The 14,313-nt window shown below is 38.3% G+C and carries 15 protein-coding genes and 1 riboswitch; of the genes, 14 read left to right on the top strand and 1 reads right to left on the bottom strand.

The genetic code is table 11. The features are described from left to right. The first annotated feature begins 13 nt into the window (after window positions 1-13). Window positions 14-577 carry a GNAT family N-acetyltransferase gene (locus tag CZ490_RS14200; RefSeq protein ID WP_077619498.1) on the top strand — a complete coding sequence of 188 codons (564 nt, stop codon included), beginning with the start codon at window positions 14-16 and terminating at the stop codon, window positions 575-577. Window positions 578-668: 91 nt separating this feature from the next. On the opposite strand, the gene CZ490_RS14195 is transcribed toward CZ490_RS14200, so the two are convergent. Beyond that, on the bottom strand, window positions 669-1,031 hold the full coding sequence (locus CZ490_RS14195) for a hypothetical protein (RefSeq protein WP_077619497.1): 363 nt from the start codon (window positions 1,029-1,031) through the stop codon (window positions 669-671). 210 nt (window positions 1,032-1,241) lie between these two features. Here CZ490_RS14195 and CZ490_RS14190 point away from each other — a divergent pair, with 210 nt between their 5' ends. The 13 genes from CZ490_RS14190 (at window position 1,242) to CZ490_RS14130 (ending at window position 14,170) form a co-directional block, all read left to right on the top strand. After that, window positions 1,242-2,288: a flavin-containing monooxygenase gene (locus CZ490_RS14190; RefSeq protein WP_077619496.1), complete on the top strand. Its 1,047-nt coding sequence runs from the start codon at window positions 1,242-1,244 to the stop codon at window positions 2,286-2,288. 17 nt (window positions 2,289-2,305) lie between these two features. Next, complete coding sequence (locus CZ490_RS14185; RefSeq protein WP_077619495.1) at window positions 2,306-2,614, top strand: ArsR/SmtB family transcription factor; 309 nt, start codon at window positions 2,306-2,308, stop codon at window positions 2,612-2,614. A 12-nt stretch (window positions 2,615-2,626) separates the two neighbouring features. Then, window positions 2,627-3,568: a cation diffusion facilitator family transporter gene (locus CZ490_RS14180; protein ID WP_077619494.1), complete on the top strand. Its 942-nt coding sequence runs from the start codon at window positions 2,627-2,629 to the stop codon at window positions 3,566-3,568. A gap of 103 nt (window positions 3,569-3,671) precedes the next feature. Continuing rightward, the gene (locus CZ490_RS14175) at window positions 3,672-4,373 is read left to right on the top strand and encodes a response regulator transcription factor (protein WP_077619493.1); all 702 of its coding nucleotides are present in this window, start codon (window positions 3,672-3,674) and stop codon (window positions 4,371-4,373) included. Continuing rightward, entirely contained in the window at window positions 4,370-5,773 is a 1,404-nt protein-coding gene (locus tag CZ490_RS14170) for a sensor histidine kinase (protein WP_077619492.1), read from the top strand. Before CZ490_RS14175 ends, CZ490_RS14170 begins: the two co-directional genes overlap by 4 nt. A 121-nt stretch (window positions 5,774-5,894) precedes the next feature. Further along, complete coding sequence (locus CZ490_RS14165; RefSeq protein ID WP_200801589.1) at window positions 5,895-7,304, top strand: S1C family serine protease; 1,410 nt, start codon at window positions 5,895-5,897, stop codon at window positions 7,302-7,304. Window positions 7,305-7,564: 260 nt separating this feature from the next. Beyond that, entirely contained in the window at window positions 7,565-8,020 is a 456-nt protein-coding gene (locus tag CZ490_RS14160) for an NUDIX hydrolase (RefSeq protein WP_077619491.1), read from the top strand. Window positions 8,021-8,153: 133 nt separating this feature from the next. Continuing rightward, window positions 8,154-8,723 (top strand): hypothetical protein, encoded by a 570-nt coding sequence (locus tag CZ490_RS14155; RefSeq protein WP_077619490.1) that lies wholly within the window; start codon window positions 8,154-8,156, stop codon window positions 8,721-8,723. A gap of 54 nt (window positions 8,724-8,777) precedes the next feature. Beyond that, a riboswitch (cyclic di-GMP riboswitch) is annotated at window positions 8,778-8,862 on the top strand. 399 nt (window positions 8,863-9,261) lie between these two features. Beyond that, complete coding sequence (locus CZ490_RS14150; RefSeq protein ID WP_077619489.1) at window positions 9,262-10,845, top strand: peptide chain release factor 3; 1,584 nt, start codon at window positions 9,262-9,264, stop codon at window positions 10,843-10,845. Window positions 10,846-10,948: 103 nt separating this feature from the next. Continuing rightward, window positions 10,949-12,013 (top strand): FecCD family ABC transporter permease, encoded by a 1,065-nt coding sequence (locus CZ490_RS14145; RefSeq protein ID WP_200801588.1) that lies wholly within the window; start codon window positions 10,949-10,951, stop codon window positions 12,011-12,013. 9 nt (window positions 12,014-12,022) lie between these two features. Then, the gene (locus CZ490_RS14140; RefSeq protein ID WP_077619488.1) at window positions 12,023-12,814 is read left to right on the top strand and encodes an ABC transporter ATP-binding protein; all 792 of its coding nucleotides are present in this window, start codon (window positions 12,023-12,025) and stop codon (window positions 12,812-12,814) included. 104 nt (window positions 12,815-12,918) lie between these two features. Then, on the top strand, window positions 12,919-13,869 hold the full coding sequence (locus CZ490_RS14135; protein ID WP_077619487.1) for an ABC transporter substrate-binding protein: 951 nt from the start codon (window positions 12,919-12,921) through the stop codon (window positions 13,867-13,869). 73 nt (window positions 13,870-13,942) lie between these two features. After that, complete coding sequence (locus CZ490_RS14130; RefSeq protein ID WP_077619486.1) at window positions 13,943-14,170, top strand: DUF2198 family protein; 228 nt, start codon at window positions 13,943-13,945, stop codon at window positions 14,168-14,170. Window positions 14,171-14,313: the final 143 nt, after the last annotated feature.

Genomic DNA, 14,313 nt, shown 5'->3' with positions numbered 1-14,313 from the left:
CAGGGGGATTAAGATGAATCTAGTCAAAATAAAGGGAGAAAAGGTAATACTACGTCAAGTTGAAAAAGCAGATTTACCAACACTATGGGAGTTACGCTACGGTGACCCAGACCCAGAATGGAAAAAGTGGGATGCTCCGTATTTTACGCATAAGTTCATTGATAAGGAAATGTATATAAATAAGGCTGAGTATGAACTATCAAGGCAGCACTATCCTTTAGATCAAATGATTATCGAAGCGGATGGCCAAATCATCGGCATGGTTATTTTCTATTGGGAAAGTGAAGCAACAAGATGGCTTGAAATGGGGATTGTGATCTATCGTCCCGAATATTGGGGAGATGGCTACGGAACTGATGCGTTAAAGCTTTGGATTGATTACTTATTTGAGTCAATCCCATACATCGAAAGAGTTGGATATACAACATGGTCAGGTAACCATCGGATGGTTAAAGTCGGTCAAAAACTTGGGATGACACTAGAAGCCCGGATGAGAAAATGTCGATACTATAACGGTGTCTATTATGATTCGATTCGCATGGGATTGCTTAGAGAAGAGTGGGAGAAAGAGAAATAGTATGCCGACCTTTTAGATATGTTATTACTAGTTGTATGGGGGATTTTATATCATTTTACTTAATCATAGAATCCCCCATTATTTTTATGAATTATTTATCAAATTGTAGGACTGGTGTATTGTATTCGTCTAGGTTCTTACCTTCAATACAAATGACTTCCATTCCTTTTTCTGTACCAGCCTCGTGCATCTCTCCTTGTTTCCAGAAAGCGGCTTCGCCTTTGTGTATTTCTACAGAATCGCGATCTGTACCAGCCACCCAGCCTTCTCCATTTATCACTAAGAATAGTTGGTCAACTGAGGCTTCATGAAACTCAACTCTATCCCCTTTTTTAAAAAACATATACCCTACTCGAATTCCAACACCGTCTCTAATCAATCTTGTTGCAACAAAGTTAGTTTCTTTAGATGTAATTAATTTCCCTACAGAATCATCACACATTATTATTTTCATTAAAATACCTCCAATTTGAAAGGGTTATCTAAAAGTATAAAATGATTTACAATAATTGTTAATCCACCTTTATTCCTTCTTTCTAGTAATACATAGTAAGTGTCAAATCAAATTGAACAATTTTTGAATATGAATTGACACATTTTTTAAATTATCATAATATTATATATGAGCATATGTTCATATAGTTATTAGTAAAGCGGGGATACTATGTATGATGTTGTGATAATTGGGGCCGGCCAAGCAGGCTTAGCGATGGGATATTTTTTGAAGAAGACCAATCATTCCTTTCTTCTTTTGGATGGGGCTAAGAAAATTGGTGAGACTTGGGAAAGTCGGTATGATTCTTTAACCCTTTTCACACCAAGAGCTTATAGCGAACTCCCTGGTTTTCAGATGAGAGGTCCAAGGCAAGGCTACCCTACAAAGAACGATATTGTCGATTATTTAAAAAACTACGTATCATATCATGACCTCCCGGTTCAATTGAATACAAAGGTAACTCGTATGATCAATACAGATAGAGGATTTAAAATTGAAGCAAACAATGAATCACTCATAGCTAAAAATGTGGTAATTGCTACTGGTCCATTTCAGGAACCTTCAATCCCAAGATTTGCAGAAAACCTACCAGAACATGTTTTTCAGATCCATTCCTCACAATACAAAAATCCAATTCAACTTCAGAACGGACCGGTTTTAATCGTGGGGGCAGGGAACTCCGGGGCACAAATCGCTGTTGAACTTTCTGAGCGGTGGGAGGTGTACCTTTCGGTGAGTCAAAAACTCACCTATCTTCCGCAGGACTTAGGTGGCAGAAGCATTTTTTGGTGGTTTGATAAAATAGGTATCCTTAAAGTAAATGCAGCAACAAAGATAGGTACTTTACTAAAAAATCGTCCGGATCCGATATTTGGATATGAATTAAAGAAAGCCGTGAAATCTGGAAAAATAACGATAAAACCTAGAACAGTAAATATAAAGGAAGATTCGTTCGTTTTTGAAGATAATAGTGAAACACAGGCTTTGAATGTCGTTTGGGCTACAGGCTACAAACCTAATTATGAATGGTTACAGGTTCCTAGCGTATTCAATCAAAATGGCCACCCACAACATATAAAGGGAGTAACGAACATCGAAGGTCTGTACTTCTTAGGATTACCATGGCAAAGCCGTAGAGGCTCGGCTTTATTACAAGGGGTCGCAGATGACGCAAAATACATATTCCAGCATATTCAAGCTACTACTCTCAAATAAGAAAGAAGGTTTACGAAGTGGAACAAAACGATCATTCTTTTTTATCAGCGTCGACAATTGACGAAGCATCACGTATCTTTAAGGCGCTTGCTGATCCGACGCGAATCAAAATCCTCTATTTACTATCACAAGAGGAATGCTCGGTTAATCATATCGCAGAAGTTCTTGAAATGTCACAATCCGCTGTGTCACACCAACTCAGCACTCTTCGAAATCTACGTCTAGTCACATATAAACGCGAAGGAAACACATTCCTTTATACATATGATGATGAACATGTTATCACATTACTACACCAAGTCATCCATCATATTGAACATGAATAGGAGGGAAGTATGATGGGACATCACCACCATCATCACGGCCATGATCACCATGGTCATCATCATCACCATCATTTTGATGATGTGAGAGAAGGAAATAAAAAGGGCTTATTGATTGCGTTGCTTATTACGACGGGTATTATGCTACTTGAATTTGTGGGCGGAATTATTACGAATAGCTTAGCTCTACTTTCCGATGCGGGACATATGTTAAGTGATTCAAGTTCACTGTTATTAAGTTTAATCGCTTTCTGGTTTGCAACAAGACCAGCATCTCCGAAGAAGACATACGGATTTTACCGATTTGAAATTCTAGCGGCTCTATTTAATGCAGTGACCTTGTTCATTATCGCTGGATTTATTGTGTTTGAAGCGTTTGAACGATTCGTAGAACCACCGGAAGTTGCTAGTGGAACAATGATGATTATTGCCGGAGTTGGTCTCTTAGCAAACCTAGTAAGTGCTTGGGCTTTAATTAGCAAAGGTGATGTGAAAAATAACGTCAACCTTCGCAGTGCCTATCTTCATGTACTTGGTGATGCACTGGGTTCAGTTGGGGCAATCATAGCAGGACTGCTAATGCTATTGTTTGAATGGTATATTGCAGACCCTATTATCTCGGTTGTGGTAGCAATCCTTATTCTAAAAAGTGCATGGGGAGTGTTAACACATTCTATCCATATCTTAATGGAAGGCACTCCGATTACGATTGATCAAATAGAAGTCAAAGCTGTACTTGAAGAAATCGATGGGGTTATTGATGTTCATGATCTCCATATTTGGACGATTACCTCAGGTATGGATTCGCTGACATGCCATATTTTAATTGAGGACGACCATGATAGTCAGGAAATTTTACAACAAGCAATCAATAAAATACGAGACATATTTAAAATCGAACATACCACGATTCAAATTGAAAAATCAGAGATTGAGCATGGAGAAATGCGGGTATAAGTTTTCTAGATTCACTTTGGGAGCATCCTTTGGATGGTCCCTTCTTTCAATAAATGACTATTATATTGTAAAATAAAAGTACTTAATAGTAGGAGTGGGAGACATGAGAGTTCTCGTTATAGAAGATAATGAAAGTGTTTGTTCAATGATTGAGATGTTTTTTTCAAAGGAAGGTATACAAGGTGAGTTTGTCCATGATGGTTTAGCGGGCTACAACCGTTTCAAAGAAGATAGTTGGGACTTGCTAATTGTTGACTGGATGCTGCCAGGTATGGATGGGGTAACGATCTGTCGAAAGATTCGCGAGGAACAAAACTCTGTTCCCATTATTATGTTAACGGCGAAGGATAGCGAATCCGACCAAGTATTGGGCTTAGAGATGGGCGCTGATGACTATGTCACTAAGCCATTCAGTCCACTCGCTTTGATGGCACGAATAAAGGCGGTTACAAGACGCTACAACAGCAAACCTTCAGAAGAGGTCGAAACCGGAATACTAAAAACGGATCATTTTAAAATCAACAAGAATACAAGAGAAGTTATTCTGAACGGGAAGCCAATTACAAATTTAACCCCAAAGGAATTTGACTTACTGTATTATTTTGCTCAGCATCCAAAACAAGTATTTTCAAGGGAACAATTACTAGATCGTGTTTGGGGATACCAGTTTTATGGTGATGAGCGCACGGTTGATGTCCATATCAAAAGACTTCGAAAAAAGGTAGGTACTGCTGATCAACCTTTTTTCCATACAGTGTGGGGAGTAGGTTATAAATTTGACGAATCCGTTGAGGAAGTAAAATGAAATTTCGCTATATGTTTCAACAGCTAACTAGCCATATAAGTGTTATCGTAGTCGCTTTTTTAATCTTAAGCATGGTTTTTGCCCATTATGTTGAAAATCTTGTTTTCGAGGAAAAGGTGGAAGAACTGACCGTTTATGGTGAAAATATTATTAATGATATCCAACGAACCTCGAATGTCGATTCATTAATACGGCAATATTCGAGTATGCTCGGAGAACGGAATATTTTCTTTACGGTATTTGATGAACAAGGCGTTAGCTTGAGTACGGTTGGTGGATTTGTCCCGCAAGTAGAACTAAGAAAGAAAGAATGGGACAAGGTCCGTAACGGACATATTGTATCGGTCAAACAAGATTATAAGCGCTTTGAACAAGAGGTAACATTTATTGTCATTCCATACATGCTGGGACAGACATTTATTGGAGGAGTTCTTCTTGCTTCACCAATAAGTGGGACACAGGAGATGATTCAGGAAATCAATCAATACTTATTTTACACCATGTTTCTCGCTCTCGTCGTTGCTCTTTTAATGAGTTGGATTTTATCAACCATCCATGTGAAGCGCATTAAACGATTGAGGCAGGCAACCTCCATGATTTCTACTGGAGATTATTCAGTGAAATTGCCTTCATCTGATTTTGATGAAATTGGCGAGCTATCCAAAGACTTTAATGAAATGGCGAAACGTCTTCAAAAATCAATGGAGGAAATTGAGAGCCTTGAGGGTAGGAGAAGGAAATTCATGGCTGATGTTTCTCATGAGATGAGAACACCATTAACAACCATTAGTGGTGTAATCGAAGGATTGAGAAATGATTTGATTCCTGAAGAGGAAAAGGAAAAAGGCATACAGTTAGTGAGTCAGGAAACGAAGCGATTAATTCGCCTCGTTAACGAAAACCTTGATTATGAAAAAATTCGTTCAAATCAAGTTACCCTTCAAAAGGAAACGATTGAATTGAGTGAAGTACTTGAGGTTGTTCAAGAGACTCTAGAGCCACAGGCAGAAGAGAAAAATGATCAGATCATTATTGATGTACCAGAATCGTTATTAATAAATGCAGACTATGATCGACTTATTCAGATTTTAATCAATATTACTAAAAACAGCATCCAATTCACAGAAGACGGCACGATTTGGATAAGGGGAAAAGCTGGAGAGAATGAAACGATTATTGAAATTGAGGACACAGGTATGGGAATTGACGCTGAAGAAATCGAGAAAATTTGGCATCGTTTTTACAAGGCGGATGTTTCTCGTACAGGCACGCCATTCGGGCAATTTGGTCTAGGACTTTCAATAGTGAAACAGCTTGTCCATCTTCATAATGGGAAAATTGAGGTGGTTAGTGAAAAAGGAAAGGGAACCAAGTTCGAAATTCGGTTCCCAATTGAGTAAATCCACCGTTTCTGGTGGATTTTTATTCGATTTTTCCAGTTCTTTTCAAGGTTTGTTAATATTTTGTTCATAATTTTTGACTATCATATATGTATGGAGCAAGTTTAAGGAGGAATTCATAATGGAAAACGATAAACGTTTTGATGAATTTAATCATAATGATGATCAACCCAACAACTTAGATAGTTATGATAATGATACAGTAGTCAACAAAGAAGAGCCGATTCTTGAGGCAGAATACCGTGAAGAGGAAACAATACATCCACAACAGCCTCAAATGGAGACTCTTCATCAAGCAGCGGTCACTGAGGAAACAAAACTCCGTACCTCAATGCTCAAAAAGGAAAAATCAAATTCAAAGATGAAAAGCTTTTTGTCTATGGTCACTGCCGGGGTTCTAGGTTCTGCATTAACCCTAGGAGTTGCGCCTCATATTGACGGTCTTCAAGGATACTTCAACTCTGATTCTGCAACATCAGAGCAGAACACAGAGGTAATCGAGGCAACCGGACCAGTTCAAATCCAACCAACTGCCGTTCAAGACTCAGCTGCTTCAGTTGCAGATATGGTGGAGGAAGCATCTAAAGGAATTGTCGGAATCACTAGCATGCAAGCACAACAACAAAATCCTTTTAACAGAAATAATTCACAGAGTATTCCAAGTGGTACAGGATCAGGGGTTATTTTTCAGAAGGATGGCGATAAAGCCTATGTTGTTACAAATAACCACGTAATTGAAAATGCAAATGAAGTAGAAATTTCATTATATAATGGTGAAAAAACAATGGCTAAGTTAATTGGAACCGACCCGTTAACCGACCTTGCCGTTTTACAAATAGATTCAAAAAACGTGGAGGCCGTCCTCCAATTTGGTGATTCTGAAACACTTCGACCTGGTGATCAAGTCTATGCAATTGGGAATCCACTTGGACTAGACTTATCAAGAACAGTAACATCAGGAATTGTGAGTGCAAAGGACCGTAGTATTTCTGTTGATACTTCTGCAGGTAGCTGGGAATTGAATGTTATTCAAACGGATGCAGCGATTAACCCAGGTAACAGTGGTGGTGCCCTTTTAAACACACAAGGACAAATCATTGGAATCAACAGTTTAAAGATTGCAAATAGTGGAGTGGAAGGATTAGGGTTTGCGATTCCAAGTAATGATGTGGTACCGATTATTAACAGTTTAATTGAAAGTGGTAAAATTGAGCGGCCATTTATCGGTATTGGTTTAGCGGATCTTGGTGAAATTCCAAGAATGTATTATGCAGATCTTCCTGAAGATATCAAAGAGGGAGTCATCGTAACTAGTGTTGCTCAAAACTCTGCAGCTGAAAAAGCAGGATTAAAAATGACGGATGTTATCGTTAAGATAAATGATACAGAAGTTAAAAGCTCAATGGACCTACGTAAATATCTATATACAAAAGTAAAAATAGGTGATGAGGTTGAGTTAAGCTTCTATCGTGGAAATAAGTTGGAAACTGCAAAACTAATTCTAACAAGCAATAATACAGGAATAGAATAATAAAAACAGGCTTAAACCAGGACAACGGTTTGGGCCTGTTTTATTAGGGGGAATAACGACATTATTTTCTATTCCCGACAACATTTCCCGGGAAACGACAGCATGTTAAATCAAGTGACAGCAAATTTTAAAATCTAAGGCTAATTGTTTAGATTTGGATATAAAAATTGTCGTCATAATAAGGTAATTATTGTAAATATACATATATGTATGTGTTATTATTTTATTAAGTTAAAATTTTCTGTCAAGGAGGAGAGTATATGGGATATATTGAAAATCTAAGAAAGATAGTTGGAAATCGTCCGTTAAATCTAGTAGGTGTGGCAGTAGGCGTGATCAATGAAAAAGGTGAGGTTTTACTCCAACAGCGACTGAATGGAGTTTGGGGTGTTCCAGGTGGATTTCTAGAATTGGGGGAGTCTACTGAAGATGCTGGTAGGCGGGAAGTACTAGAAGAAACAGGAGTACAGATTGGAAAACTAGAGCTAGTTGGAGTGATCTCCGGTAAAGAATATTTTGTTGAACTTCCGAACGGCGATCAGTTTTACCCAATTACAATTGCTTATGTCACTAGAGATATTATCGGTGGTGAACTTGAGGTGAACAGAGAAGAGGGATTGGATGCAAAATTCTTTGGTCTATATAATCTTCCTGAAAATATTAATCCTCTTATACCTAGATTGTTGCAAACTTATTTGCAATCCAGAAAAGGTTAAATAGCACTTGACAATTACTCTGGAATTGAAGAATCTTGTATTTTTTTAGTTCAATAGTATGATATGATAGTGGTATGTCATCAAAAGGCCTTTCATTCTTAGTACAATTAAGAATGAAAAGGAGTTTTTTGAGTTGAAGAAAAGAACTTGGACGTATGAGGAAATAGAGTTTTTGAAGGATAATGTTGGGCGAATGAAAATTTCTACGATTGCCAACCACCTAAATCGAACAGAAACGGCGGTTGAGTTGAAAATCAAGAGGCTAGGAATTTCAAATACGAAATCCTTCACGGGCCAGTTAACCATGCATGAATTGGCGACTCTATTAAAAATTGATCCAAAGTCTGTAAAGCTATGGATTGATAACCATGGGTTGAAGTACACAAAAAAGGCAACACGAAACACACGAAAGTTCTACTTTATTAAACCTGAAGATTTTTGGGATTGGGCACTGAACAATAAAGACCGAATTGACTTCTCGAAAGTTGAAAAAAATGCAATTGTTCCAGAGCCTCATTGGGTGGAAAGCGAACGTTCTAAGCGCAAAAGGGTTACATACAGAGCGTGGACAACCGTTGAAATTCACTCGATGATTGAGTTAGTCGCCACAGGCACTCCATTTTCCGATATTGGAAAAAGACTAAACCGGAGCCCAATTAGTATCCAACGCAAGTATCAGCGTATGAGTAAAGCAATTAGATAAAAAACAACTAAAACAAACAAGATAGATTATATACTTCATAGATAAAAGACCAAACTATACAAAAGGCAAAATTGTTGAAAAACGATGACGCAAAGCCACGGGCCTAAGGAGAATTCTCTATGGCGGCCGGGTTGCTATAGAATGGAAGGGTTCCTTTATTTGATGACGAAAAAATGGGAGAGGCTAGTTGAAAAACTGGCCTCTCCCATTTTTCACTTAGATTATTGATTAAGTGAGTCTTTTTTATCCAATTCTTTAACACCGTTCATAATTTGGAATGTAAAACCGACACAGATCAGAATAATACTTACAGTTAGGAAATATGCTACAAACATGTAAGATCACCTCATTCATATATTTTCTATTGCTACTTTTAGTATAGTGAGAACTTACATGCAAATCTGTGATTTGTATCACACATTAACCTATTCTTCAGATTTTTCATCAGTACGAATTGGAATCAATTCTCGTTGTAGTTCCTTTTTAATTGTGATATATTTTTTTAGATACAATTCGTGATAACGGAAGGAAAATTTACATGAAATATATAGATGAAGTTCAAAAAAGAAGAACATTCGCGATCATCTCTCACCCGGACGCCGGGAAAACCACGATGACCGAAAAACTACTTTTCTTTGGTAATGTAATTCGTGAAACAGGAACGGTTAAAGGAAAAAAATCAGGAAAATTTGCTGCATCTGACTGGATGGAAATTGAGAAACAACGTGGAATCTCCGTTACATCAAGTGTAATGAGTTTCCCTTATGAAAACTTTTATGTGAATATCCTTGATACACCAGGGCATGAAGACTTCAGTGAGGACACATACCGAACGTTAACAGCAGTGGACAGTGTTGTGATGATTATTGATTCAACAAAAGGTGTTGAACCACAAACGATTAAGCTATTTAAAGTATGTCGTATGAGAGGTATTCCGATTTTTACCTTCATTAATAAGCTTGACCGTGAAGGTAAGGATCCATTAGATCTTTTAGCTGAAATCGAAGAGGTACTAGGAATTGAATCTTTTCCAATGAACTGGCCGGTTGGAATGGGAAAACGATTCCTAGGAATTGTCGATCGTTATAACAACCAATTTGTTCATTTTACAGGGAATGAGGATGAAAAAATCATTCCTCTCAAAGAGCTTGAGGACGGCAGTCATTCAACGCTAACAGATAACCCGGTTTATCAGAGTACTCAAGATGAATTACTACTGCTAGACGAGGCGGGGAACGATTTTGATGTTGAGCGAGTGACCAAGGGAGAGTTAACACCAGTCTTTTTTGGAAGTGCACTTGCGAATTTTGGAATTGAAACATTTTTTAGTACCTTTTTACAGTTTGCTTCAGCTCCGAAGCCTCGTAAAACAAATCTTGGTTTAGTCCCGCCAGAGGATGAAACATTCTCCGGTTATATTTTTAAGATCCAAGCGAATATGAATACGAAGCATCGTGATCGTATCGCATTCTTACGTGTGTGCTCTGGGAAATTTGAACGCGGGATGAGCGTTACTATCACTCGTACCGGCAAAGCGATAAAATTAAATCAGACACAGCAATTTATGGCAGCAAGCCGCGAAACTGTTGATGAGGCGTATCCTGGAGATATTATTGGGATTTATGATCCGAATGTCTACCAAATTGGTGATACTTTAACATCTGGTAAAGAGGATATGCATTATCAGGAATTACCTGTTTTCCCACCAGAGATGTACCGCAAAGTACGTGTGAAAAACGTTATGAAGGCAAAGCAATTTAGAAAAGGTATTGAACAGCTTGTTCAAGAAGGTGCGATACAATTATTTAGACAAGAATCAAGTGATGAATTCATTCTTGGTGCAGTTGGTCAGCTTCAATATGATGTGTTTGAATATCGGTTAGAAGCGGAATACAATGTTTCAGTTGAGTTTACTTCACTTGGAAGTCGAATTCCTAGATGGATTGGTAATAAAGATGTAGATACCCGTTTGTTTGATTCGAGAAGTTTACTTGTTCGTGACCGTAATGATCGTTATGTTGTCTTATTTGAGAATGACTTTACGTATCGTTATTTCCAAGATAAAAATAAAGACATCGAACTCATAGATCTATTTGAAAGTAATGATTATAAAGGTGTATAAGTAGCTTAAACACCGATATATCAAGTTGATTTGATATAATAAAACATGTTAAACGCTCAGACATTTCTCTGGGCGTTCATGTTTATTCTAGAAAGGATAAAGTATGGACAGAAATACGATTCAAAAAGTCTTTAATTCAAATGAACCGAATATGAAGATTATTACCGTACTACTGCTTGTGTTAAGCATTTCTTCTATTCTACTTGCTGTTGGTATTGGACCCGTTTCTGTTCATCCATTAACGGTTATTCAAATCCTATCATCGAAACTACCATTCTTAACTATTGAAAGTAACTGGACACAGGTTGAGTATAATATCGTCTGGGGTTTACGTCTACCAAGGGTTTTACTAGGAATGATAGTCGGTGCTGCGTTAGCTATTACAGGTGTTGCTATGCAAGCATTGGTTCGAAATCATTTAGCCGATCCGTTCATACTCGGAGTTTCTTCAGGTGCCTCAGCAACCGCAACTTTAGGCATGCTCTTTGGTGCCTTTTCGATTTTTGGAACCTATTCACTTTCAATCAGCGCATTTATAGGTGCTGCTGTGACCATCATACTCGTCTATACCCTCTCACGAATAAATGGAAGAATAAATATCACTCATCTCTTGCTATCCGGAGTTGCGATAGCCCTGATGATGGATGCACTAACCAGGTTTATCACGCTAAGTGCACCGAATGCATTGGGATTACATAACGCTACTTTTTGGATGTCAGGTAGTTTAGCTGGAGCGAAGTGGGGCTATTTAACGCTTCCTTTACTTGTGGCAGTTCTTTGTATGGTTGTTTTGATGAGCCAATACCGTGCCTTAAATGCACTATTGTTTGGGGATGAAACGGCAGGTACATTAGGCTTTAATGTAGGTAGGTTACATAAACTTCTCATTCTTGTTTCCTCGCTGTTAGCAGGTGTCACAATTGCTGTAAGTGGGACAATCGGGTTTATCGGTTTAATGGTACCGCATTTTACAAGACTTCTAGTTGGATCCGACCATAAACGTGTCTTGCCGCTAAGTGCCTTGCTCGGTGGAATATTTGTGATATGGGCAGACGTTGCCGCGAGGATGGTCATTGCCCCAGAAGAATTGCCAATCGGTATCTTAACTGCATTAGTAGGAGGCCCCTTTTTTATTTGGTTATTAAAAACAAAGAAGCAAAAGCAATGAGGTGGAAAATTGAAACTACAGGTTGAGAATTTGAACTTTTCACTGAATGGGAAGCGAATTATTGAAGATATGAACCTACATGTCTCTGAGGGAGAATTTATCGGGATTATAGGGCCGAATGGGAGCGGAAAGTCTACACTATTAAAAAATATTTATCGCGCACTTAAACCTGACTCAGGTGCTGTCTTAATAGATGGCGTAGATATTTGTAAAATGAAGCCGAAGGCAGCTGCTAAGCAAATCGGAGTGGTTGGTCAGGAAAATAACATTCCGTTTGACTTCAAGGTGGAAGAAATCATTGCGATGGGGAGGAGCCCATATAAAGGTTTTTTCGATGGAGACAGTGTAAAAGACAGAGAGATTGTTGCAAATGCGATTGAGCAAATTGGTATGGGTGAGATGGAAAAGCGGAACTATATTAATCTTTCTGGTGGCGAAAAGCAGCGTGTGCTACTTGGGCGGGTGTTGGCACAACAAACCGATTTACTTCTACTAGATGAGCCGACCAATCATTTGGATATTCAGCACCAACTGCAACTATTTGATTTAATTAAGGGACTCGGAGTAACGGTTCTGTCAGCCATTCATGATTTGAATCTTGCTGCCCTATACTGTTCACGTCTTTATGTTGTAAAAGATGGAACAGTTCTAATGGCAGGAACCCCTGAAGAGGTGCTAACCCCTGAATCAATCTATGAGATTTATGGGGTCCGGTCTGACGTGACGATTCACCCGGCTACAAATAAAGTGACAATTACATTTTTACCCTCTAGTATGTTGTATTCAGAAGGTGCTGAATAAGACAATGCATCCGGTGGATGTCTCAGTCACTTCAAAGGTACCTTTTCGTTTGAGCAACTGGGGCGAATCCGCTAATTTGTAATTGATTAGAAGGAGATTTTTAAATGAAGAAACTTAATTTATTGTTGGCAGGTATTCTCTTACTAGTAGTAGCGGGGTGTGGTACGGATACTGAGGATGGAACTGCTAAACAATCAGAAGTTACTCTGGTTGTAGACAACTATGGTAGAGAAGTAGAGTTTTCTGAAAAACCATCAAAGGTGTTAACACTGGGGCCGAATGCAACGGAATTATTTATCGCTTTAGGACTAACGGAATATGTTATTGGAAACAGCTTGGATAACCATAGTCGTGGTGCTTTGCCTGAGTATAAGGAGGACTATGAGAAGATTCCTGAACTCACTTATGGTTCTGCTACAAGAGAGGCTGTGTTAACAAGTGGAGCGGATTTTATCTATGGTCTCGATTGGGAATTTGGTAGTGAAGGATTAGACATTAATGAGCTTGAAAACTATGGAATCAAGGTATATATGAATCAAGCAACTTCAATGGAAGAGATCTATCAAGAAATAGTAGATATCGGGAGAATTTTTGATATAGAAGATCGAGCAAAGGCGTTTGTCGAGGAACAGAAGGAACGAATTGCAAAAGTACAAGAGAAGTTAGATGGTCAGGAACCTGTTGACGTTTTAGTCTATGATAGTGGAGGTAACGGTGTCTTCACAGCGGGTGGTACCAATTTTGAAACGTTATTAATCGAGTTGGCTGGTGGGCGAAATAGTTTTGAAGATATTACCGATAAACAATGGACGACTGTTAGCTATGAAGAAGTGCTCGCAAGGAAACCGGAAGTCATCCTAATTCATGATTATGACGCGCCGTCGATTGAACAAAAAATAAAGGATATTAAAAACGATTCAGCCCTTTCACAACTTGAAAGTGTCAAAAATGAAAATTTCGTCGTTATCTCATTAGAGAGTGTATTACCTGGGAATCGCATGGCATATACAGTGGAAACCTTGGCTAAGGGATTTTATCCAGAATTGTTTCAATAGCATGTGAATCAGGTGAATTCCTTTATTCTATTTGCTATACTTCAGTTATGTATATTGAAAGGAATCGAAACTGATGCTGTTAAAAATATTACTTGCACTTGTGCTTCCCGGAGTACTCGTCGTTTTCTTTACAAGGGTTACGTATAATTATTATGTTGGATTATTATTAGCATTAGCCCTTATCATTACATCTATATATAAGGGGTATGCGGAATCACCATTAATTATCATAGCAGATGTCATTTCGCTCGGAGCGGGATTTCTATATGCACGAAACATGGGAAAAAAAGCGAAAGAATAGCCTGTAACCACTGAGTTACAGGCTTTTTTATTGAATAGAGAATTATCCAGGCCTATTCGAGGAAAAGTATAAAGTGATTTTTAAAAAATAATCGAATATCAGTTCGTATTTTTGTTTGTTTTTAGTCAGTTTGTGGTACAATG

Source organism: Litchfieldia sinesaloumensis (genome assembly GCF_900156865.1).
GTDB lineage: Bacteria > Bacillota > Bacilli > Bacillales > Bacillaceae_L > Ferdinandcohnia > Ferdinandcohnia sinesaloumensis.
This window is presented reverse-complemented; position numbering and strand designations above follow the sequence as displayed.